This is a genomic window from Pseudomonas sp. SF2, from assembly GCF_036858055.1.
Lineage (GTDB): Bacteria > Pseudomonadota > Gammaproteobacteria > Pseudomonadales > Pseudomonadaceae > Aquipseudomonas.
This window is the reverse complement of the sequence record NZ_JAMBDI010000049.1, coordinates 28,033-50,390: the sequence shown is the minus strand read 5'-3', so window position 1 is coordinate 50,390 and position 22,358 is coordinate 28,033. Positions and strand designations below refer to the sequence as shown.

Sequence of the window (22,358 nt, the reverse complement as noted above, 5' to 3'; positions counted from 1 at the left end):
ATTGCCCGGCCAGCCTCTGTAGAATGGCGGCAACCGTACCTGATCGAGATGACCCACTATGTATGATTGGTTGAACGCCCTGCCCAAGGCCGAACTGCACCTGCACCTGGAAGGCTCGCTGGAGCCCGAGCTGCTGTTCGCCCTGGCCGAGCGCAACAAGATCGCCCTGCCCTGGGCCGATGTGGAGACCTTGCGCGGTGCCTATGCCTTCAACAACCTGCAGGAGTTCCTCGACCTGTATTACCAGGGCGCCGACGTGCTGCGCACCGAGCAGGACTTCTACGACCTGACCTGGGCCTACCTGCAACGCTGCAAGGCGCAGAACGTGATCCACACCGAACCGTTCTTCGACCCACAGACCCACACCGACCGCGGCATCCCCTTCGAAGTGGTGCTCAACGGCATCAACCAGGCACTCAAGGACGGTCGCGAGCAACTGGGCATCAGCAGCGGCCTGATCCTCAGCTTCCTGCGCCACCTCAGCGAAGATGAAGCACAGAAAACCCTCGACCAGGCCCTGCCGTTCCGCGATGCCTTCATCGCCGTTGGCCTGGACAGCTCGGAAATGGGCCACCCACCAAGCAAGTTCCAGCGCGTGTTCGACCGCGCCCGCAGCGAAGGCTTGGTCGCCGTTGCCCATGCCGGCGAGGAAGGCCCGCCCGAGTACATCTGGGAAGCCCTGGACCTGCTGAAGGTCAAGCGTATCGACCACGGTGTGCGCGCCATCGAGGACGAACGCCTGATGCAGCGCATCATCGACGAGCAGATCCCGCTCACGGTGTGCCCGCTGTCGAACACCAAGCTCTGCGTATTCGACCACATGAGCCAGCACAACATCCTCGACATGCTCGAGCGCGGCGTGAAGGTCACGGTCAATTCGGACGACCCGGCCTACTTCGGTGGCTACGTCACCGAGAACTTCCACGCCCTGTACACCCACCTGGGCATGACCGAAGACCAGGCCCGTCGGCTGGCCCAGAACAGCCTGGATGCCCGGCTGGTCTGAATGACATGACGGCGACATGACAGTGTCGCGGTCAACCGACCTGCCAGGTTGGCACGCGGGCAATGCGATTGATCTGCTGAACACCCAGTGCAGAGATATGCAATGCCCGCGAGTCCTCGGCCTCGCGCATCCACCCCGATTGCAGGAACAGCCGGAACAAGGCCTGCCCCAGTACCCCGCCCAGGTGCGGCCCCTCATCGCTCCACTCGGTGCAGCGGCAGATCACACAGCCACGTTGCTGATGCGGTGCCAAGGCATCGATGTAGACCCCGACCAAAGCCAACTGCGCCCGCCCCTCCTCGCTCACCATCAGCTGGCGACCGCTACCCTCCAGCCAGCCGGCCACCACCAGACGGTGATACAGCTCACCGGCCAGTTCCCCACCCAGGTGATCGCCACAGCGACGCGCCCTGCGTATCGACATGGGCAGCGATGATACCGGCGCCTTGGCCCGCTCCCCCTTGGTACTCTCCAGCTGGACACTGGCCAGGGCCTCCACCGCCGCCCCGACTTGCGGGGTGGCAAGGCGGAAGTAGCGCTTGCGGCCCCGCGCTTCGTGCCGGAGCAAACCGGCCGACGACAACAGCGAAAGGTGAGCGCAGGCCGAGGACGAGGTCAGGCCGGTCATTACCGCGAGCTCGTTGGCCAGCCGCGGCGTGCCATCGATCAATGCCCACAACATGGCACTGCGTTTGGGGTCGGCCATCAGGCTGGCGATCTGGCTGATACTGCTGGCTGCGTTCATGTCCCTGTAACTCCCTGCAAGTTCACTGTGTGGATGCGATGGCCAACCCTGGCAGGGAAGCGCCTCTCGCTGGCACTGGCCTGGTTCGCCAGTATAAGCCGCAAAAAACGCCATTCAGGCAGCCCCGCGCAGTGGTGCCGCAGGCAAAAAAACCACTGGGTATGCCTACCCATGGCAAGCAGTGAAACGGTGCGTGAAACCTGCCCGGACCGCACGGGCAAGCAGCCCGGCACACCCTGGCAGGGGCACGGGAACGACAGGCGGAAAAAACACCGAATGCAACTTCGGACGCGGCCGACACCTGATTTCCACAAGTAGCGCAAGCCAAAGCGAAGGTTCCACGTGCTTGCGGGCATAGCGCCCCAAGCAGGCAAAAGCGTGTAGAAAAGTTTCCAGTCGACCGTCAGTCAGGACACTGAAGCAGGTCATGGCAGGAAGAAGGGGTAGCGCTACACTTCATCCGCTCTCCCCCCTTTGGAGGTATGCCGCGATGAAAATTGTCGTCAGCGCGTCGAGCCGAAACCCCGCCTGCCCCTGGCAGGTTCAGCTCGATCAACACGTGGTCAGTTTCCGCAGCGAGGCCGAGGCGCGTGCCTTCGTCGCCACGCTGGAAACCCGCCTGCAGGCACCTCACCCGCTTATGCGGGAACCTTGGCCGGCAAACGTCGGGTCAGCAGCGCGACACTGACCACCAGTGCCCCGCACAAGCTGATCACCAGCGCCATCGGCACCGCACTACCATCATGCAGCAGCCCGACCAGCGCCGCTGCGCCGGCGGCGACACTGAACTGCAGGCAGCCCATCAGCGCCGAGGCACTCCCGGCCCGCGTGCCCTGCCCGCTCATGGCACAGGCAGAGGCGTTGGGGATGATGCAACCGAGGCTGGAAATGCAGACGAACAGCGGTACCAGCAATGGCCACAGCTGTGTTGGTCGCAATGCCGCCACGCCCAGCAACGTCAGGCCCGCAGCCAGGTACAACCACACCGCACGCGCCAGCAGGAACGCCGGCCCACGCTTGGCCAGCAAGCGTGCATTCACCTGCGCCACCAGGATAAAGCCGGCAGCATTGGTGCCGAATAACCAGCCGTAATGCTCGGCCGGCACGCCGTAGAGCTTGATGAACACGAAAGGTGAACCGGCGATGTAGGCAAACATGCCGGCAATGGCGATACCACCGGTCAAGGCATGGCCGATGAACACCCGGTCAGCGAGCAGACGCATGTACTGACGCAAGGCGCCAGCCAGCGGTTGCCGTGGTATGTGCTCGGGCAGGCTTTCCGGCAGGCCCAGGCTGACCGCCAGCAGGCAACCTGCACTGAACAGGCTAAGGGCGAGGAAGATCGATTGCCAGCCGGCCAGGTTCACCAACACCCCGCCCAGCATCGGTGCCAGGATTGGCGCCAACCCCATGACCAGCATCAGTTGCGAGAACACCTTGGCCGAGGCCACCGGGTCGCACTTGTCACTGACAATGGCCCGCGACAGCACCATCCCGGCGCAACCGCCCAGCGCCTGTACGAAACGCGCCAGCACCAGGGTGTCGAGGTTGGGGGCATAGGCACAGGCCAGTGACGCCAGGGTGAACAGGGTCACCCCGAACATCAGCGGCTTGCGTCGGCCAAAGCGGTCAGCCACCGGCCCGTAGGCCAGTTGCCCGATGGACAGGCCAAGGAAGTAGGCGGCCAAGGTGGCCTGGACGTGTTTTTCATCGGTGGCGAACGCCTGCGCCATGGCCGGGAAGGCGGGCAGGTAGAAGTCGATCGCCAAAGGCCCGAACGCACTGAGTGCGCCCAGGATGAGCACCATTCGCAGGTTCATCAGGAATCCATAGCAGGCTAAGCAAGTGCTTGATTCTACCTGCTGTGGACCCTATCGACATGAAAACATTTGCAACAATACTGGGCCTGGTGCGGCCCCTGTAGGAGCGGGCGTGCCCGTGAATCAGGCGGCGCGGTGGATGGCACCGGTTGCGCCGGTGTTCGCGGGCACGCCCGCTCCCACAGGTCAGTATTCAGGCCGCCTCGGCCTGATAACCTTCATCGCGAATGGCCGTGAGAATCTGCTCCTGCGCCAACTCACTCTGCACCCGTACCTGCCTGGCCGCCAGGTCGACCTCCACCTTGGCCGCGGCATCCTGCTCCTGCACCGCCCGGGTCACGGCTTTCACGCAATGGCCACAGGTCATGCCTTGTACATTGAACACTTGCATGGGGTTACCTCCTTCAGGTTTTCCACGAGTCTCAAGCTTGCCATCGGGGCAAGGTCAAGTCCTGCCGACAACAGCCGGGGTGGAAATCCGCGCGCGCGTCGGCCAAGCTGCGCCTTTGATGATCAGGCAAGCAGGAGATTTTTCATGTTCAGGGCAGCATTGGGCGTCGTCGGGCTGTTGAGCACGCTGGCTGCAGTGCCACCGGCCAGCGCCGAGGGCAACTCGGACTACAGCGTGCTGATCATTTCCCGGGAGCGCCTGGAAGTGGCCACCAGTTGCGAAATCGGCATCTACCTCAACGACCAGCTCTCCGGGCGCGTATTCCAGGAGCAGTCCACCTCGTTCAACCTGCCGCCCGGCCCGGTAGACGTGCGCCTGCGCCTGCTGCCCGGGCAAATGCCCGGCTGCGCCGCGGGTGTCGAGGACCAGCGCAGCACACGATTGAACCTGCAGGCGGGCCAGATCAACAAATACCGCATCGCCATGGGGCACTATGGGCTGGAGTTGAAGCGAGCCGGCCTGGGCTATTGACCTTACCTGCGTGGCAAGGTTGATGCTGGAGGCCTGTCCAAGGAGGAGAGCCATGCCCGCATCCACCACATACGACCTGCCGATCTCCGGTATGACCTGCGCCAGCTGTGCCGGCCGGGTCGAGCGCGCCCTGCGCAAGGTCACCGGCGCTGAACAGGTCAGCGTCAACCTCGCCACCGAACAGGCCCGGGTCCAGGCCCCGGCCAACAGCCTGCCCGCCCTCGTCGACGCCGTACGCGAAGCCGGCTATGGCGTGCCCACCCGCACCGTCGAACTGCAGATTGGCGGCATGACCTGCGCCAGTTGCGTCGGCCGCGTAGAGCGCGCCCTCGGCAAGCTGCCGGGGGTTGAGCAGGTCAGCGTCAACCTGGCCAGCGAACGCGCACACCTCGAAGTGCTCGCGGCCCTCGACGACAACCTGCTGATCGACGCCGTGCAAAAGGCCGGCTACAGCGCCAGCCTGCCGCAAGCCGCCAAGGCCGACCAGCCTGCTACCCAACGCCGCCTGCGTAACGAACGCCTGGCGGTCGCTGCAGCGTTGCTGCTCGCCCTGCCGCTGGTGGTGCCAATGGTAGTGCAGCCGTTTGGCCTGCACTGGATGTTGCCAGCGTGGGTGCAGTTCCTGCTGGCCACGCCGGTGCAGTTCATTCTCGGCGCGCGTTTCTACGTGGCCGCCTGGAAAGCCGTGCGCGCCGGTGCCGGCAACATGGACCTGCTGGTGGCCCTGGGCACCAGCGCCGGTTACGGCTTGAGCCTGTACCAGTGGGCGCAAGCCCCCGCCGGCATGGCCCCGCACCTGTACTTCGAAGCCTCGGCCGTGGTGATTGCCCTGGTGCTACTGGGCAAGTACCTGGAAAGCCGTGCCAAACGCCAGACCGCCAGCGCCATCCGGGCCCTCGAAGCCTTGCGCCCGGAACGTGCCGTGCGCCTGGTCGATGGCCAGGAAGAAGACGTGGCCATTGCCCAACTGCGCCTTGGCGACCTGGTACTGGTCAAACCCGGCGAGCGCTTCCCGGTCGATGGCGTGGTCGAAGACGGCAGCAGCCATGCCGATGAAGCCCTGATCAGCGGCGAGAGCCTGCCGGTGCCCAAGCAACCCGGGGACAGCGTCACCGGTGGCGCCATCAATGGCGAAGGCCGGCTGCTGGTCCGTACCCAGGCACTGGGTACCGAAACCGTGCTGGCGCGCATCATCCGCCTGGTGGAAGACGCCCAGGCGGCCAAGGCGCCAATCCAGAAGCTGGTCGACCGGGTCAGCCAGGTATTCGTCCCGGCCGTGCTGGTACTGGCGCTGATCACCCTGGTCGGCTGGTGGCTGGCTGGCGCACCGCTGGAAACCGCGCTGATCAACGCCGTCGCCGTGCTGGTCATCGCCTGCCCCTGTGCCCTCGGCCTGGCCACACCCGCAGCGATCATGGCCGGCACCGGGGTCGCCGCCCGCCATGGCATCCTGATCAAGGACGCAGAAGCCCTGGAGCGAGCCCATGCGGTCAACCGTGTGGTGTTCGACAAGACCGGCACCCTCACCTCCGGCAGCCCGCGCGTTGTCCACAGCCAGGCGCAGGTGGGCAGCAGCGCCGACCTGCACCGCCTGGCCGGCGCCCTGCAGCGCGGCAGCGAACACCCGCTGGCCAAGGCGGTACTGGATGCCTGTGCCGAACAGGGCCTGGACGTGCCTGCTGTTGCCGACAGCCAGTCGCTGACCGGGCGTGGTATCGCCGGGCGCGTGGAGGGCCGCGAGCTGGCCTTGGGCAACCGCCGGCTGCTCGACGAAAGCGCCCTGCCACCCGGAGACCTGGCCGCGAAGGCCCAGGCCTGGGAAGCCGAGGGGCGCACCCTGTCATGGCTGATCGAACGCGGCGCACAGCCGCGGGTGCTGGGCCTGTTCGCCTTCGGTGACAGCCTCAAGCCCGGCGCCGCGCAGGCGATCGATACCCTGCACGCGCAACGCATCAGCAGCCACCTGCTGACCGGCGACAACCGCGGCAGCGCCAAAGTGGTGGCCGACGCCCTGGGCATCGACGACGTGCATGCCGAAGTGCTGCCGGCCGACAAGGCCGCGACCGTGGCCGCACTGAAGCAGGATGGCGTGGTTGCCATGGTCGGTGATGGCATCAACGATGCTCCGGCGCTGGCTGCAGCCGATATCGGCATCGCCATGGGTGGCGGTACCGACGTGGCCATGCAGGCCGCCGGCATCACCCTGATGCGCGGCGACCCGCGCCTGGTACCGGCCGCCCTGGAGATCAGCCGCAAGACCTATGCGAAGATCCGCCAGAACCTGTTCTGGGCGTTCATCTATAACCTGATCGGCATCCCGCTGGCTGCGCTGGGTTACCTCAACCCGGTACTGGCCGGCGCCGCCATGGCCCTGTCCAGCGTCAGCGTGGTGAGCAACGCGCTGTGGCTCAAGGCCTGGAAACCCACCAGCAACACTCAGGAGGCCCCATGAACATCGGCCAGGCCGCCCGCCGCAGCGGGCTCAGCACCAAGATGATCCGTTACTACGAGTCCATCGGCCTGCTCAAGCCCGCCACGCGCAGCGACAGCGGCTACCGCCTGTACCAGGCGGAAGACTTGCACAGCCTGGCCTTCATCAAGCGTTCCCGCGACCTGGGCTTTTCCCTCGAGGAGGTCGGCAAGCTGCTGACCCTGTGGCAGGACCGCCAACGCGCCAGCGCTGATGTGAAAGCGCTGGCCATGCAACATATCGATGAACTGAACCGGCGCATCGAAGAGCTGGTGAGCCTGCGCGACACCCTCGGCGAACTGGTCTCGCACTGCCAGGGGGACGAGCGCCCGGACTGCCCGATCCTCAAGGACCTGGCCAACGGCGCTGCGGGCGGCTGCTGTCACTGAGGCGCCCCGCAATCCTTTGGTATGCCATATACGTCCAAACACGACCGAATAGTCACCAACTGCGACTTTGTCCAATAAATACGGGCGTTTTCCTACATTAAACCCGGATGCTGCCGATGCAGTTGTTACCTGCCTCGTGTATCGAAAATAAAAATCCGGGAGCGTCGATGAGCATCAAACAGAAACTGACCTGGGCATTCGCGGTCATCGCCGGCTTGCCCATCGTCCTTGTGGCCACCCTGGTGGTCCTCAACCTGCGTGGCGAAGCCCGCGACGGATTCCTCGATGGCAGCAGCCGGGAAATCCGCCAGGTCAGCAACGCAATGAACATCTTCTTCCAGGGCATCAACCAGAACGTCGAGTACATGGCCTCGCAGCCCCTGGTCGCCGCCACGGGCAGCGAACTGAACAAGTACATGAGCGCAACCCCGTCCTATGAACTGGGCGACCATGCCAGCAAAGTGCTGGAGTTCATGACTCGTCTGGCCACCACGCACCCCAGCTATGCGTACCTGTCCTATGGGGTGAATGACGGTGGTTACGTCGGCTGGCCGGCCGGGCAGAAGTTCGTCAATTACGACCCGCGCACCCGCCCCTGGTACCAATTGGCCATGGCCAACCCTGGCAAGACCTTGCGTACCGGCGCCTACTACTGGGCTGCCGACGACGCCGTGCTGGTCAGTACCGTGCGCACCGTCGCCAACCAGCTGGGCAACCCTGGGGGCGTGGTCAACGTCGACGTGTCGCTCAAAGGCCTCACCGAGATCGTCCAGCAGATCAAGCTGGGCGAAAGCGGCTACTTGCTGCTGGTGGAAAACAACGGCAACGTACTGGTCGACCCCCGTGACGCCAAGCACAACTTCAAGCAACTGGCGAGCTTTGGCGACGGGTACGCCGAGCTGGCCAAGCACGGCAAGGGGCTGGCCGAAGTGGAGCTCAATGGCGTGCGCTACATGGCCAACATCTACCCGGATGAACAGCTGGGCTGGACCTTGATCGGCCTGATCGAGCAAAGCGAAGTGATGCAGACCACCACCCGCCTGACCTGGCTGATCGGCATCGTGGCCGTGGTGCTGGCTGCGCTGTTCGCCGTGGTCGGCGCCACCTTCGCCAAGCTGATCGTGCGTCCGATCAACAGCGTCACCAGCGGCCTGGAAGATATCGCCCAGGGCGAAGGCGACCTGACCCGCAACCTGGAAATCCGTGGCCGTGACGAAACCGCGCAACTGGCCAACTGGTTCAACCAGTTCCTCGGCGCCATTCGCAGCCTGATCCAGCACATCGGTACTGCCGCCAGCAAGATCCTCAGCACCTCCAGCAGCTCGACCCGGGTTTCCAGCGACATGGCCGAAGCCGCAGGCCGCCAGCGCGAAGCAGTGGACATGGTCTCCACCGCCTTCCACGAAATGGTCGCCACCGCCAACGAAGTGGCTCGCTCCTGCAGCCAGGCGGCGCAGTCGGCCGACAGCGGCCAGCAACAGGCACGCGAAGGGCAGCAGCAGATCGATGCCGCAGTACACAGCGTCGACCGCCTGAGCCAGGAGATCGAACAGTCGGCGCAGTCGATCCAGCAGTTGGAGCGTGACAGCAACGCCATCCAGTCGATCCTCGGCACCATCCGCTCGATTGCCGAGCAGACCAACCTGCTGGCGCTCAACGCCGCCATCGAAGCGGCCCGTGCCGGCGAGCAGGGCCGTGGCTTTGCCGTGGTCGCCGACGAAGTGCGTGCGCTGGCCAAGCGGACTGCCGACTCCACCGCCGAGATCGACGGCCTGCTGGGCAACCTGGCCAGCCGCACCGCCGAAGTGGCCGCACAGATGCACGCCAGCCTGGAGGTTTCGCAGCAGTCGGTGAGCCGCATCGGCCTGGCCCGTGACAGCTTCGGGCAGATCCGCGAGTCGGTGGATGTGATCCGCGACATGAACACCCAGATCGCCACGGCGGCCGAAGAGCAGCACCAGGTGGCCGAGGACATCAACCGGCACATCAGCCAGATTCACGGCGATGCGCAGCTGGTGGCGGAACTTGCCCAGGCGGCGCGGGTGGATTCGGAGAGCCTGGCCGGGTTGTCCAATGAGCTGGATGCACTGGTGCGCAGGTTCCGTACCTGATGTGTTGCCTGTGCCGGCCTCTTCGCGGGCATGCCCGCTCCCACAGAATCACCGCAGCTTTGCAGGCTGTGGAGTACCTGTGGGAGCGGGCGTGCCCGCGAAGAGGCCGGCACAGGCGACCAATCACTAAAGCTTCAATTCTCCCGGCGTCGCGCCAAACAATTGCTTGAACGCCGCAATGTAAGCCGAGGTGGAGTCATACCCACACCCCAACGCCGCCTCGGTCACACTCTCCCCCGCCTCCAGCAGCGCCAGCGATGACAACAGCCGCATACGCTGCCGCCAGTTGCGAAAGCTCAAACCCGTCTCCCGCTGGAACAGCCGCATCAGCGTCTTCTCCGAACACCCCAACTCCCGCGCCCACTGCTGCAAGGTCTGCGGCTGGTCCGGTGCAGCGATCAGGCCATTGCACAGCGCCAGCAACCCCGGGTGCCGTGGCAGTGGCAGCGAAAAACCGACCTCGGGCAGCGTGCGCAACTGGTCGAGCAGCACCGCCACCAGCCGCGCCTCGGCGCTGTCACCCTCCGGGTAGTCTGCCGGGAACAGGCAGAACTGCTTGATCAGTTCGCGCGCCAGCGGGGTCACTTCCAGCACACGGCACTGTTCCGGTGCCCATGGGCAGGCATCCCGGCGCACGTACAGGCTGCGCATTTCGGCCTGCATCGAGGTGACCACCTCATGTTCGGCATCGGCTGGTATCCACACGCCCCACTGAGGCGGAGCGAAGTAGCTGCCCTCGTGGGTATACACCCCGAGGACGCCGCTGATCGCGTAGGAGAACTGCACCCAGTCGTGCTGGTGGCGGGTGGTCCAGGAGCCGGCGCCGAGGCTTTCGGCACGGGCATAGAGCGGCCTGGGCAGGTGGTCCAGCGCCGGGATGGCGCGGGGGTGTCCGATGATCGGCATGGCGGCTTCTTGTAGTTCTGATCAGACAAGCCTAACAGTTGATTCATGGTCAAGTCAGGCGCGCTCCCACAGGGTTTGCCTCAGCGCTCTACGATAACCGTCACCCCCTGCCCACCCGCCGCGCAGATCGAAATCAGCCCTCGCCCCTTCCCCGCCCTCGCCAGCAACTTGGCCAGGTTGGCCAATATCCGCCCCCCGGTGGCGGCAAACGGGTGCCCGGCCGCCAGCGAACTGCCCTTGACGTTGAGCTTGCTGCGGTCGATCGCCCCGAGTGGCGCATCCAGCCCCAACCGTTCGCGGCAATAATCGGCATCTTCCCAGGCCTTGAGCGTGCATAGCACCTGGGCAGCAAAGGCTTCGTGAATCTCGTAATAGTCAAAGTCCTGCAGCGTCAGGCCATTGCGCGCCAGCAGCCGCGGCACCGCATACACTGGCGCCATCAATAGCCCTTCGCGTCCCGTAACGAAATCCACCGCAGCGGTTTCGCCATCGACCAGATACGCCAGCACCGGCAGCCCCTGCTGCTCGGCCCATTCCTCGCTGCCCAGCAACACCAGCGAAGCGCCATCGGTCAGCGGTGTGGAATTGCCCGCCGTCAGCGTGCCCTGCCCGCTGCGATCGAAGGCCGGCTTGAGCCGGGCCAGTTGCTCCAGGTTCAGGTCGGGGCGCAGGTTGTTATCACGGGTCAACGACAGAAACGGCGTCAGCAGGTCATCCTGCCAACCTTCGGCGTACGCGGCAGCCAGCGCCTGGTGGCTGAGCAGCGCCAACTCGTCCTGTTCGGCACGGCCAATGCGCCAGGCCTGGGCCATGCGTTCGCAATGCTCGCCCATCGACATCCCGGTGCGCGGTTCACCGTTACGCGGCAATTCGGGTTTCAGGTGGTGGGGGCGCAGCTTGAGGAACGGCTTGAGCCGCTCGCCCAGGCTTTTGCCACGGTTGGCTTGCAGCAGGATGTGGCGCAGGCCTTCGTTGACCGCAATCGGCGCATCGGAGGTGGTGTCCACGCCGCCGGCAATGCCACAGTCGATCTGCCCCAGGGCAATCTTGTTGGCCACCAGCAGCGCCGCCTCCAGCCCGGTGCCGCAGGCTTGCTGGATGTCATAGGCCGGCGTCTGCGGCGACAGACGCGAGCCTAACACGCACTCACGGGTCAGGTTCATGTCACGCGAGTGCTTGAGCACCGTACCGGCCACCACCTCCCCCATGCGCAACCCATGCAAGCGGTAGCGTTCGATCAGCCCTTCAAGGGCGACAGTGAGCATCGCCTGGTTGCTGGCCGTGGCATAGGCACCATTGGAGCGGGCGAAGGGAATTCGGTTGCCGCCCAGGATCGCGACCCGGCGAAGTGAACGCATGCGCTTGTTCCTCCTGAAACAATTTGATCCGTACAGCCTAGGTGTTTTTACCGCATTCGAACGACCTTGCCACAAAGTTGGTCCACACTTTCAAGCTTGCCTTCCGGGAGACCCACTCATGAGCGATCGCTACCTCGGCTTTGCCAACTCCAACCTCGGCCGCCGTCTTGTGGATGCCCTTGGCCTGCCACGCCCGGCGCCGCTGGAGCGCTGGCAGACAGGCCGCCTGCGCCCGGTCGAAGGTGCTCTGGTACTGGGTGGCGGGGCACTGGCGAGCCAGGTCGAAGCCATTGCCCCGTGCCTGACCGACACCCTTTACAGCTTCAATACCGACAACCTCAAGGCCGAGGCATGGGTAGCTGGCCTGGGACCGAAGATCAAGGCCGTGGTATTCGATGCCAGTCACCTGTCCGACAGCGACGCGTTGAAGCAGTTGCGCGAATTTTTCCAGCCACTGCTGCGCAGCCTGGCGCCGTGCGCCCATGTGGTGCTGCTGGGCCGTGCGCCAGAAAGCCTCGACAACCCGTTGGCCAGTATCGCCCAACGGGCCCTGGAAGGCTTCGGCCGCTCGCTGGCCAAGGAACTGCGCAACGGTGCGACCGCGCAGTTGCTATATGTCGGCCCCGGCGCGGAAGACCAGCTGGAAGGCGCCCTGCGCTTCTTCCTCTCGCCCAAAAGCGCCTTCATCTCCGGCCAGGTGCTACGCCTGCAAGCCTGCGCCAGCCAGGTCAAGGACTGGACACGGCCTCTGGCTGGCCGCCGCGCCCTGGTGACGGGCGCCGCGCGCGGCATTGGTGCCGCCATAGCCGAAACCCTGGCGCGGGACGGCGCCGACGTACTGCTGCTCGATGTGCCGCAGGCCAGCCAGGACCTCGATGCCCTGGCCGCGCGCCTGGGCGGCAAGGCGCTGCCCCTGGACATCTGCGCCAGCGACGCGGCAACGCAACTGCTCGCGGCCCTGCCCGACGGCATCGACATCGTGGTGCACAACGCCGGCATCACCCGTGACAAGACCCTGGCCAACATGACCCCGGAATACTGGGACGCGGTGCTGGCGGTCAACCTCAAGGCACCGCAGCTGCTGACCCAGGCGCTGTACGACAACGGCGCCCTGGGTGAAAACGCGCGCATCACGCTGCTGGCCTCGGTCAGCGGCATCGCCGGCAACCGCGGGCAGGCCAACTATGCCGCGAGCAAGGCCGGGCTGATCGGCCTGGCCCAGGCGTGGGCGCCCCGGCTCGCCGAGCGCGGCGGCAGCATCAATGCCGTGGCCCCCGGCTTCATCGAAACCCACATGACCGCCGCCATGCCCATGGGCCTGCGCGAGGCCGGGCGACGCTTGAGTTCGCTGGGCCAGGGCGGCCGCCCGCAGGATGTCGCCGAAGCCATCGCCTGGCTCAGCCAGCCGGGCTCCGGGGCAGTCAACGGCCAGGTGCTGCGGGTATGCGGCCAGGCCTTGATGGGGGCTTGAACATGAGCCGACACTGGCACGACCTGCACAGCCCGGCTTCGCGCGCCAACCTGTACCTGCGCGCGGTCAGCAAGCGCACCATCAGCGGCGCTCATCTGCCGGACGACGGCCTGCGCTGTTTCATCCGCGTCCAGCCGGGCAACCTGGCCGCCTATCGACGGTTGTGCCACTTCACCGACGATGGCCGGCTACCGGGGACTTATCCCCATGTCATGGCATTCACGCTGCAGTTGCAATTGATGACCGCGCCAGACTTCCCCTTCCCGCTGCTCGGCCTGGTGCACCTGCACAACCGCATCGAAGTGGTGCGCCCACTGGGCGGTATCGAAGGGCTGCGCTTTGCGGTGTATGCGGCCAATCTGCAAGCACATGCCAAGGGCGGCACCTTCGACCTGGTTACCGAAGCCGAAGACGGCATCGGCCTGATCTGGCGCGAGACCAGCCGTATGCTGGTGCGCGGGCTGAAGCTGGAAAGCGAGGCAGGCGAACCTGCCGAGGACGAGCCACAAGCATTACCAGAGGCGAGCCGCTGGTACGCCGACAAGGATATCGGCCGGCGTTATGCCAAGGTCTGCGGGGACTACAACCCGATCCACCTCAGCGCCGCCAGTGCTCGGCTGTTCGGCTTCCCCACGGCGATTGCCCATGGCATGTGGAGCAAGGCCATGGCCCTGGCAGCACTGCGCGGGCACCTGCCGCACAGTGGCTATGCCTTCGAGGTGGATTTCCGCAAACCGGTGCGCTTGCCGTCGGAGGTGGTGCTAGGTGCCAGTGAGGCGGGGGCTGCGGGTGAGCTGCGGCTGGATGGGCATGGAGGGGTGCTGCATATGGTCGGGCGCTGGGCTCGGCTTTAGGCCCCTTGCTTTGCATCGGGCCTGCGCAGAAGCTATGCAGCATTAGGAGACCCCCGATGAACCTGCAAGAACTCACCCAACGCCTGCACCAGATCCGCGACAACAACGACTGGCGCCGCTTCCACAGCCCGAAGAACCTGGCCATGGCCGCCAGCGTCGAAATGGCCGAGCTGGTGGAAATCTTCCAGTGGCTGAGCGAGGACCAATCGCGCCAGTTGCCCGCCGACCAGCTGGCCCACGCCGGCCAGGAAATCGGCGATGTGGTGCTGTACCTGTTGCTGCTGTGCAGCGAGCTGGGCCTGGACATGGACCAGGTGGTGCGGGCCAAGCTGGCCGACAGCGAGAGGCGCTTCGCCCGATGAACGACCGTCACTTCGATGAGCTGGCCACCCGCTTTGCCGAGAAGATCTACGGCGGTGCCAAGGGCGCGATCCGCCTGGCCGTGTTGCAGGCCGACCTGGCCGAAGCCCTGCCCGACCGCCCGCTGCGCATTCTCGACATCGGTGCCGGGTTGGGCCACATGGCCTTGTGGCTGGCCCAGCGCGGCCACCAGCTGACCCTGGCCGAACCCGCCGCGCCGATGCTCGACGGCGCACGGGCGCGCTTTGCCGAAGCCGGCCAACCGGCCACCTTCATCCAGGCCCCCTGGCAAGACCTGCTCGGCCAGCTGACCGAACCCTACGACCTGGTGCTATGCCACGCCGTCCTTGAATGGCTGGCCGAGCCCGAAAGCATCCTGCCAGTGCTGCACCAGCTCACCGCCCCCTCCGGGTGGCTGTCCCTGGCCTTCTACAACCGCGACGCACTGGTCTATCGCAACCTGCTCAAGGGCCATTTCCGCAAGTTGCGCAGCAATCGGCTGGAAGGTGAAAAGCAGAGCCTGACCCCACAAAAACCGCTTGATCCACGCGAACTCAGGGCGCAACTTGAGCCTATGTGGCAGGTTGAAAGCGAAAGTGGCGTGCGGGTGTTCCACGACTACATGCCCAAGGAATTCCAGGGCAAGGCCGAGCTGCTCGACCTGCTGGAAATGGAACTGGCCTACCGTCGCCACCCCAGCTTCGCCGGGCTCGGCCGCTACCTGCACTGGGTCTGCCGCCCTCGCTGAACCACCCGCCGGGAGGAATACATGCCGTACCGTCTGTTGTGCCTGGTCGTGCTGCCGCTTGCCCTGGCTGGCTGCCAGGGCAGCAACCCGTATGTGGCCAGCAGCCGCCCGTTGCCACCGGCCCCTGCCCAGGCGGCCACTACCTTCGATGCCAGTGCCTATCCGGCACCCACCCGTGATTACGGCCACTATCGCAGCTGGAGCTGGCGCAATGGCCAGTTGCCCAGCGGCTCGGTCGATACCGACCCGGCGCAACTGGCCGATGCCGTCAGCGGCGCGCTCGACCAACACGGCCTGCGCCCCGCCCGGGGCAGCCCCGGCGACTTGCTGGTCAGCGCCGACATACGCCTGGAAAAGCGCTTGCGCCAGGTACGTGACTACGATGCCTACGACCCCTACTACGGCCCGTACCCCTACGGGGGTGTCGGCTATGGCGGCTACCGCCATGGCTATGGGGCCTATGCCAGCGTGCCCGTCGTGCGCACCTACGAGGTGCAGGTGATGGTGGTGCGTATCGACCTGTACGACGCCCGCAGCGGCCAGCCGGTATGGAGTGCCAGCGCCGAAAGCGGCAGCGACAAGGACTCGCCGCGTGAACGCGAAAGTGCCTTGCGCGATTCCGTGCACAAGGCGCTCAGCGGCTATCCTCCCAGTTGATATCTAACGGAGAACCATCATGTTGCGCCGTCTCCTTCTACTGTCATTCGCGTTATTGCTCGCCGCCTGCTCCAGCAATAACGTCCAGCAGGATTTCGATGCCAGCCGTGATTTTGCCGCCTACCGCAGCTGGGCATGGCAGGAGCCGGGGCTGCAGTACCGCCCGGACGACCCGCGAATCAAGAGCGACCTGACCGAGCAGCGCATTCGCCAGGCGGTCGCCGACCAACTCGACCAGCGCGGCCTGCGCCCGGTACAAGGTGGTGCGCGGCCCGACCTGACAGTGCGCGCCTACCTGATCGTCGAGCAGCGTCAGCAACAGATCACCACCCACTACGGCGGTGGCTGGGGGGGCTACTGGGGCGGTTACTGGGGTGGCCCGATGTACAACGAAACCCGCAGCGTCGACTACAAGGTCGCCACCATCCAGATCGACCTGTTCGATGGGCATGACAGCAAGCTGGTGTGGCGCGGCAGTGCCGAGCAGATCATGAACAACTACCCGCCGAGCCCCGAGGAACGCAACAGCGCAATCCACAACACCGTGACCAAGGTATTGGCCAACTACCCGCCGGGCAGCAGGAAGTAACCCCCAACGCGTTTATGCATGCGCCACAGTCCCTGTGGGAGCGGGTTCACCCGCGAAGAGAACGACGCGGTGCATGGCACCGGCCTTGCCGGTGTTCGCGGGTGAACCCGCTCCCACAAGGGTCGCCTGCGAGGCCTGTTTCAGCAGCGACAAAATCCGTCCCGGCCACGCCTTTTTGCCTTTCCACCCCACTCCCCCGCAGGTTCCCGTCTATCTTCACTTAAGGAAACCTGACTGACCGGGTAGATGTGTTCAACATTTGGGAAGGACGACCTGCCAATGCAAAGCATTGTTCTCCTGATGTGGCTTGCCTTGTGCTCCGAACAGGACGTGCGTCAACGCCAGATATCCAACATGCTCACCCTTGGCGTGGCTACCTGCGCCCTGATCTGGCTGTTCGCCACCGGCCACAGCTGGATCGGCGCCGATGCCAGCGATGCCGGCTGGGCGCTGGCCATCGTCATGTTACTGACCCTGCCTGGCTACATGCTTGGACGTTTCGGTGCCGATGACGTCAAGCTGATGGGCGCACTGGCCTTGGCCACCAGCCCGCAATACGTGCTTGGTACCTTTATTGGCGCCGGTGTCAGCGTGCTGCTGTGGCTGCTCACCCGCCGGCGTCTGTGGACCTTGCTCAACCCAAAGGTGAAAAAACGTTTGCAGGCCCTGACCGAGGAAATGGGCGACAAGCAGGCCTTTGTCCCCTATGTGCTGACCGGCTTTCTTTTGACAGCTGTCTGGATCCAATGAATTTGCCTGTGGTCCGATGCCTTGTACATACCTTGTACATATTCGCGTGGTGCGGCTATTTTTAAGCTGCCAGAGCGTCTGGCCCCGGGAGCAGGGCCGTATACGAACAGGGAGTGGATCGTGACCAGACCAGTGAGTGAATTGAAGATTCTAGTGGTAGATGACCAACCGGTCATTGTCGAACAACTGTGTGAATTCCTCGAAACCAAGGGCTATGTCTGCGTACCAGCCCATTCAACTGACGAAGCCATCGAGCGCTATGCGGCAGACCCGGCCATCGGCCTGCTCATCTGTGACCTGCATATGCCGGAACGAGATGGCATCGAACTGGTGCGAGCCTTGAAAGGGGTCGACCGCAGCCAGCGCATGTTCGAAGCCATCATGTTGACTGGGCGTGCCGAGAAACAGGACGTGATCCGCGCGTTACGCGAAGGCTTTGCCGACTACTACCAGAAACCGATGGACCTCGATGAACTGCTGGAAGGCGTACGTCGGCAGGAAGAGGCGTTGCTGGAGCGCCAGCGCAACTTCCGCGACCTTGGCGGATTGAATCAGCGCCTGCAGGAACTGGCCGAGTCGATTGACGAGCTCTACCAGGATCTGGAAAGAGCCCGTGGCCAAGGTACTCACCGGCGTGCCACAGATGTGGAAGAAAGCGAAAGCGAGCTGCCAGCGGCGTTCGAGAAGCTGTCGCCACGCCAGCTGGAAGTGGCGCGCCTGGTGAGCAAGGGCAAGACCAACTACCAGATCGCCTGTGAGCTGGGCATTACCGAGAACACCGTGAAACTGTATGTGTCGCAGGTGCTGCGCCTGACCCACATGCACAACCGCACCCAGCTGGCACTGGCGCTGACGCCCAGCTCTTCGCCGATGCATCAGCGATTTACCACCCATTGAGTGCCTTGCAGCCAATCACGACACCTGTGGGAGCGGGCGCGCCCGCGAACACCGGCACAGCCGGTGCCGTGCACCGCGTTGGACTCTTCGCGGGCATGCCCGCGCCCACAGCGCCCCCTTACAACTGAACGCCAACAGTCAGAGTCAGCCGCGGCCTACGGTCCAGGCTATCCAATGCCACATCCGCCAGAGGCTTGGCCACCTCCAGCGCCACATTGAACAAGCGCCCATCGCCCAACCGCACACCAAGCGCCGCCGAGGCCAGATGGGCGTCCTCCACCGGCCCGCGGTTGTGCCAGGCCTGCGCCGTATCCAACACCACATAGGGCTGCACCAGCGCCAGCCAGCTATCACGAACGCTGTAGTTCAACTCGTAAGCCACACCCCAGCCCTTGTCCCCGTCCGCCTGGTCACGCGGGTAGCCACGGCCGAAGTTCTGCCCGCCAAACCCCGCACGCTCGCTGTCGGGCAAGCGGTCATCACTCCAGTACAACGCCCCGGACACCACTCCCTGCCAGCTATCGAGCAACGCATCACTCTGCAACCCTGAAAGCCGCAACCGCAGAAAATCCAGATCGTAGCCGGCGTCGCTGCGCGCCCCCAGGTAATCCAGCCCCTGATAGACCCCGACACTGGCGATACGCAAACGCCCCGCTTCCACCTTGCGCCAGTCGCCCTCGAATGACAGCGCACGCACATAGGTGTCGTAGTCCCGGGCCAATGGCAACCCATCCACCCGGTCTTCGAAGTGCTCACTGACCGAATACACCTGCCCCTGCACCACCATCCGTTCATCCGGCCTGACGATCACCGGCTGGCGCAGGCCGATCGCATAGCGGTCGCTGTCGCGCTTACGGGTGATATCGCGGCCATCGTCCAGACGAATACGCGTGCCGGGTTCGCTGCGGTAGCGCGAAGCCGACAGCAGCAACTGGCTGCCGCCCGCGTCCAGATACTGGCTGTAGGCCAGACGCTGGTAATGCACCTGGTCATCCCCCGGTGGCAGCAACAGGCTGGCCTCGATCTGTTCGGCAAAGCGGGTCTGGGCGTGGCTGGTTGCCGTCAACAGCGCCTGCGCGTCGTCGCGGTTGCCATCGACCACGGTAACCGCAGCGCTGAACGGCTTGCGCCGCGCATGCACGGTCAACCGAGCGGCGCCATCAGCGGTTTGCGCCACCGCCAGCTGCGGCTCTATCGTCACCCCCGGCAGGCGCTCGGCCAGGCCCAGGTAGCGCTCCAGCGTTTCCCGGGTCAGCGGTCGCTCGGCGGCAAGCCGCTCCAGCAACTGGTGCAGATAGGTACTGGCCGGGCCAATATCGCCATCCACGCGGTAATCACGGATATAGCCTTCGACCAGCACCACATTGACCCGGCCATCGGCCACCTCCTGCGGCGGCAGGTAGGCGTACGACAACAGGTAGCCTTCCTGCCGATAGCGCTGGGTCAGGCGCGCGGTGTATTGCTGCAGTTCGCCCAACGTGGTCTGACGCCCGATCAGCGGCTGATAGTGTTCGCGCAGGTCGCTCAAGGGGAACACCGTGCCACCTTCGAAGCGCACTTTATGCAGCACCAACGGGGTATTCGCAGGCGCCCACGTGGGGCTGTCGCCATCCGCCACGCCCAGCTGCAGGTGAGCGCTGACCGGGCGGTAGGCATCTATCGGCAGGTTGGCGCCGGGCAGGCGACGTTCGTACTCATGGCTGTCGAGAAAACCCGGCAAAGGTTCGGCATGGGCCGCAAGCGCCCAAGGCAGCAACAACAGGGGCACGGCCAGAGGACGCATAGGGCGCTCCATGTTCCCTTGGGTTGCGGGGCGCCAGCCGGTCACACCCGTTACCTGCAAGCGTAGGTGCTGCCTCGGTCCTCGTCGAACGGCTACTCGCTGACCTGGAACGCCACGCGCGCCGTCTCGCCGCTTTCATCCAGCGCGCTGATTTCAGCCTGGCCTACCTGCTGGAAACGCACCAGCAGGCTGTCCTGACCTTGGGTTTCGCCCAATGGCTGACCGTTGAGGAACCACCAGCGCCGCCCTCCACCACCCAGCGCCGACACATGCAGTTGCAACGGTTCGCTGCTGGTGGCCGGGCGGCGCAGGTTGTCGCCCGGGCGCACGCCCACGATCGACAGCGGTGGCGCGCTGGCCGACAGCTGCGGCGGACAGGCCGGGTCGATGGCCGGCAGGCGCGCCACACGCCGCTCGACGCGTGGCAGCCAAGGCTCCAGCGGGGCCGGCCAGAGGGCGATGTCGCGGGCCTTGGCGCCCGGGCAACTGCCATCGACGCGCAGCCCCTGGTCGTTGACCCACACGCTTTCGCGCAGGCCCAGGCCGAGTGGCTGGTCGGCGGCCTGCAGGGTTGGCGGCGTGGTGCCATCCAGGGTCCAGGCGAAACGCTGACGCCGGCAGTTGGGATCCTGCTTGTTCATCGGCTGGCCCAGCGGCCAACAGATTGCCGCCACGCCGACATTCGCCGGCACCCGCTCCACCGGCACGCTGATGCCACGCTGGCTGTCACGGTTGCTCAACAGGTCGTGCACCTGCAGCATCAGCGGCGCTGCCGAAGCCAGCCCGAATTGCCCGGGGACCGGCGTGCCGTCGGGGCGGCCGATCCATACGCCGATCAGGTAGCGCGGGCCCACACCAATCGACCAGGCATCGCGAAAGCCATAGCTGGTGCCGGTTTTCCAGGCCAGTTGCGGGCGCTGCACCAGTTCGGCATGCGGGTCGCGGTCGGGACGTGCCTGGCCGCTGAGGATGCGCCGGATGATCCACGCCGCCCCCGGTGACAGCAGGCGCCGTTCCAGTAACGGGTCCTGCGGTTGCAGGCGCACTCGCGCACTGTTGCCACCCCGCGCCAGCGCAGCGTAGCCACCCACCAAGTCCTCCAGGCGACTGCCCGCGCCCCCCAGGATCAACGACAGGTTGGGCTCGGCCAGGGGCGGCAGTATCAACGGCATGCCCGCCATGCGCAGTTGCGCGGCAAAGCGTTTCGGGCCGTAGGCCTCCAGCAGCTGCACCGCCGGCAGGTTGAGTGACAGCGCCAGCGCCGAACTGGCCGATACCGGCCCGCTGAAGCCCATGGAGAAGTTACCGGGGCGGTAGTCGCCATAGCGTCGCGGCACATCCTGCAGCAGCGACTCGGAATGGATCAGGCCGTCATCCAGCGCCATGCCGTAGAGGAACGGCTTGAGCGTGGAGCCGGGCGAGCGCAACGAACGCACCATGTCGACATGCCCGAAGCGGCGCTCGTCGGCCAGGTCGATCGAGCCCAGGTAGGCACGCACCGCCATGGTTTGCGCCTCGACCACCAGGATGGCGGCGGAGGTGCGCTCCGGCAGCCGTGCGCGCCAGCCCAGCAGCAGGTCTTCGAGGCGCCGCTGCAGCGCGGCGTCGAGCGTGGTGCGGATCAGCGGCGGGCTGTCGCTGCTGTTCAGGCGCCGGGCCAGCAGCGGCGCCAGGGCCGGTTCCTGACGTGGCGCCAGCAGCAGCGGTTCTTCGGCTGCCTCACGGATTTGCTGTGCCGGCCACACCTGGTATTCGGCCAGGCGTTGCAGCACCTTGTCCCGGGCGCGCTGGGCACGTTCGGGGTGGCGGTCCGGACGCAGGCGGCTGGGCGCCTGGGGCAGTACGGCCAGCAGCGCCGCTTCGGCCGGGGTCAGGTGCATGGGCGACTTGCCCAGGTAGGCCCAGCTGGCGGCTGCCACGCCCTGCAGGGTGCCGCCGAAGGGCGCGCGGTCCAGGTAGATCTGCAGGATTTCGCGCTTGGAAAAATGCCACTCCAGCTGCGCCGTGCGCCACAGCTGGCGCAGTTTGCCGGCCAGGGTGCGCTCATGCGGGTCGAGCAGGCGCGCGACCTGCATCGACAGCGTGCTGCCGCCCGACACCACACGCCCGCCGTGCAGGTTCAGCCAGGCAGCGCGGGCCAGGGCCAGCGGGTTGACCCCGGGGTGGCTGTAGAACCAGCGGTCCTCGTAGGTCAGCAGTGCCTGCAGATACAGCGGCGAAACCTCGTCGGGGCTGACCGGGTAGCGCCAAACGCCATCGGCATCGGCAAAGCGCCACAACGGCGTGCCGTCCTCGGCCAGCACCACCCGGGCCAGGTCGTCGCCGGGCATGGGCAGCGGCCAGAGGCGGTCGGCCAGCCACAACAAGCCGAACAACACGAGCATGCCGATCATAGTGGCACGCAACAGCCTGCCCGCACGGGTACGCGGCCGCGTTAAGCTTGGCATCGGGAACCGACCTGGCCAGGTGATGGCCAAAGGCTTGGGAACGGCAACCTCGCCGATTCGTTCATCAGGAAGCAA

The 22,358-nt window shown here is 65.4% G+C and carries 21 protein-coding genes and 1 pseudogene; 15 read left to right on the top strand and 7 right to left on the bottom strand.

Translation table 11 applies throughout. The features are described 5' to 3' along the window. Positions 1-58: 58 nt before the first annotated feature. The gene (locus tag M2S36_RS22785; protein ID WP_233694896.1) at positions 59-1,006 is read left to right on the top strand and encodes an adenosine deaminase; all 948 of its coding nucleotides are present in this window, start codon (positions 59-61) and stop codon (positions 1,004-1,006) included. Positions 1,007-1,037: 31 nt separating this feature from the next. Here M2S36_RS22785 and M2S36_RS22780 read toward each other — a convergent pair whose 3' ends face one another. Beyond that, on the bottom strand, positions 1,038-1,751 hold the full coding sequence (locus M2S36_RS22780) for an ArsR/SmtB family transcription factor (RefSeq protein ID WP_207838107.1): 714 nt from the start codon (positions 1,749-1,751) through the stop codon (positions 1,038-1,040). 490 nt (positions 1,752-2,241) lie between these two features. On the opposite strand from M2S36_RS22780, the gene M2S36_RS22775 reads away from it, so the two are divergent. Next, on the top strand, positions 2,242-2,439 hold the full coding sequence (locus M2S36_RS22775; RefSeq protein ID WP_082888227.1) for a hypothetical protein: 198 nt from the start codon (positions 2,242-2,244) through the stop codon (positions 2,437-2,439). Here M2S36_RS22775 and M2S36_RS22770 read toward each other — a convergent pair. Further along, a complete protein-coding gene (locus M2S36_RS22770) occupies positions 2,390-3,571 on the bottom strand; it encodes a multidrug effflux MFS transporter (protein ID WP_207838105.1) in 1,182 nt (393 codons plus the stop codon). The genes M2S36_RS22775 and M2S36_RS22770 overlap by 50 nt on opposite strands. 193 nt (positions 3,572-3,764) lie before the next feature. Then, positions 3,765-3,962, bottom strand: coding sequence for a heavy-metal-associated domain-containing protein (locus M2S36_RS22765; RefSeq protein WP_063911122.1), 198 nt, complete (start codon positions 3,960-3,962; stop codon positions 3,765-3,767). 144 nt (positions 3,963-4,106) lie between these two features. Between M2S36_RS22765 and M2S36_RS22760 the strand changes: the two genes are divergently transcribed. The 5 genes and pseudogenes from M2S36_RS22760 (at position 4,107) to M2S36_RS25200 (ending at position 9,463) form a co-directional block, all read left to right on the top strand. Further along, complete coding sequence (locus tag M2S36_RS22760) at positions 4,107-4,493, top strand: hypothetical protein (protein WP_207838104.1); 387 nt, start codon at positions 4,107-4,109, stop codon at positions 4,491-4,493. A gap of 52 nt (positions 4,494-4,545) precedes the next feature. Further along, complete coding sequence (locus M2S36_RS22755) at positions 4,546-6,945, top strand: heavy metal translocating P-type ATPase (protein WP_207838102.1); 2,400 nt, start codon at positions 4,546-4,548, stop codon at positions 6,943-6,945. Beyond that, a complete protein-coding gene (cueR, locus tag M2S36_RS22750; RefSeq protein ID WP_063911119.1) occupies positions 6,942-7,352 on the top strand; it encodes a Cu(I)-responsive transcriptional regulator in 411 nt (136 codons plus the stop codon). The genes M2S36_RS22755 and cueR overlap by 4 nt, the downstream gene beginning before the upstream one ends. A gap of 107 nt (positions 7,353-7,459) precedes the next feature. Further along, positions 7,460-8,605 (top strand): annotated as a pseudogene (locus M2S36_RS25205) (HAMP domain-containing protein); the annotation flags it as partial. Positions 8,606-8,695: 90 nt separating this feature from the next. After that, the gene (locus M2S36_RS25200) at positions 8,696-9,463 is read left to right on the top strand and encodes a methyl-accepting chemotaxis protein (protein ID WP_372239043.1); all 768 of its coding nucleotides are present in this window, start codon (positions 8,696-8,698) and stop codon (positions 9,461-9,463) included. 126 nt (positions 9,464-9,589) lie between these two features. Here the strand turns inward: M2S36_RS25200 and M2S36_RS22740 are convergent, their stop codons facing one another. After that, positions 9,590-10,369 carry an AraC family transcriptional regulator gene (locus M2S36_RS22740; protein WP_207838095.1) on the bottom strand — a complete coding sequence of 260 codons (780 nt, stop codon included), beginning with the start codon at positions 10,367-10,369 and terminating at the stop codon, positions 9,590-9,592. An 80-nt stretch (positions 10,370-10,449) separates the two neighbouring features. Continuing rightward, positions 10,450-11,727, bottom strand: coding sequence for an acetyl-CoA C-acetyltransferase (locus tag M2S36_RS22735; protein WP_233688303.1), 1,278 nt, complete (start codon positions 11,725-11,727; stop codon positions 10,450-10,452). Between the two features lie 118 nt (positions 11,728-11,845). Here M2S36_RS22735 and M2S36_RS22730 point away from each other — a divergent pair, with 118 nt between their 5' ends. The 8 genes from M2S36_RS22730 (at position 11,846) to M2S36_RS22695 (ending at position 18,053) form a co-directional block, all read left to right on the top strand. After that, positions 11,846-13,198 carry a 3-oxoacyl-ACP reductase gene (locus tag M2S36_RS22730; RefSeq protein WP_207832845.1) on the top strand — a complete coding sequence of 451 codons (1,353 nt, stop codon included), beginning with the start codon at positions 11,846-11,848 and terminating at the stop codon, positions 13,196-13,198. A 2-nt stretch (positions 13,199-13,200) separates the two neighbouring features. Then, complete coding sequence (locus M2S36_RS22725) at positions 13,201-14,052, top strand: MaoC family dehydratase (protein WP_207832843.1); 852 nt, start codon at positions 13,201-13,203, stop codon at positions 14,050-14,052. Between the two features lie 56 nt (positions 14,053-14,108). Then, entirely contained in the window at positions 14,109-14,414 is a 306-nt protein-coding gene (locus tag M2S36_RS22720; protein ID WP_333957886.1) for a MazG-like family protein, read from the top strand. Then, positions 14,411-15,160 (top strand): methyltransferase domain-containing protein, encoded by a 750-nt coding sequence (locus tag M2S36_RS22715; RefSeq protein WP_100413275.1) that lies wholly within the window; start codon positions 14,411-14,413, stop codon positions 15,158-15,160. The genes M2S36_RS22720 and M2S36_RS22715 overlap by 4 nt, the downstream gene beginning before the upstream one ends. A gap of 21 nt (positions 15,161-15,181) precedes the next feature. Then, positions 15,182-15,817 (top strand): DUF4136 domain-containing protein, encoded by a 636-nt coding sequence (locus M2S36_RS22710; protein ID WP_333957885.1) that lies wholly within the window; start codon positions 15,182-15,184, stop codon positions 15,815-15,817. Between the two features lie 19 nt (positions 15,818-15,836). Then, positions 15,837-16,406, top strand: a complete 570-nt coding sequence (locus tag M2S36_RS22705; protein WP_207832838.1) for a DUF4136 domain-containing protein — start codon at positions 15,837-15,839, stop codon at positions 16,404-16,406. Between the two features lie 279 nt (positions 16,407-16,685). After that, positions 16,686-17,156 carry an A24 family peptidase gene (locus M2S36_RS22700; protein WP_233688300.1) on the top strand — a complete coding sequence of 157 codons (471 nt, stop codon included), beginning with the start codon at positions 16,686-16,688 and terminating at the stop codon, positions 17,154-17,156. A 120-nt stretch (positions 17,157-17,276) separates the two neighbouring features. After that, complete coding sequence (locus M2S36_RS22695) at positions 17,277-18,053, top strand: response regulator transcription factor (protein WP_233694893.1); 777 nt, start codon at positions 17,277-17,279, stop codon at positions 18,051-18,053. 118 nt (positions 18,054-18,171) lie between these two features. Here M2S36_RS22695 and M2S36_RS22690 read toward each other — a convergent pair whose 3' ends face one another. Together M2S36_RS22690 and pbpC are read right to left on the bottom strand one after the other, a co-directional pair. Continuing rightward, positions 18,172-19,836 (bottom strand): ShlB/FhaC/HecB family hemolysin secretion/activation protein, encoded by a 1,665-nt coding sequence (locus M2S36_RS22690; protein WP_333957882.1) that lies wholly within the window; start codon positions 19,834-19,836, stop codon positions 18,172-18,174. A 92-nt stretch (positions 19,837-19,928) separates the two neighbouring features. Continuing rightward, positions 19,929-22,283, bottom strand: coding sequence for a peptidoglycan glycosyltransferase PbpC (gene pbpC / locus M2S36_RS22685; protein WP_233694891.1), 2,355 nt, complete (start codon positions 22,281-22,283; stop codon positions 19,929-19,931). Between the last annotated feature and the right edge of the window lie 75 nt (positions 22,284-22,358).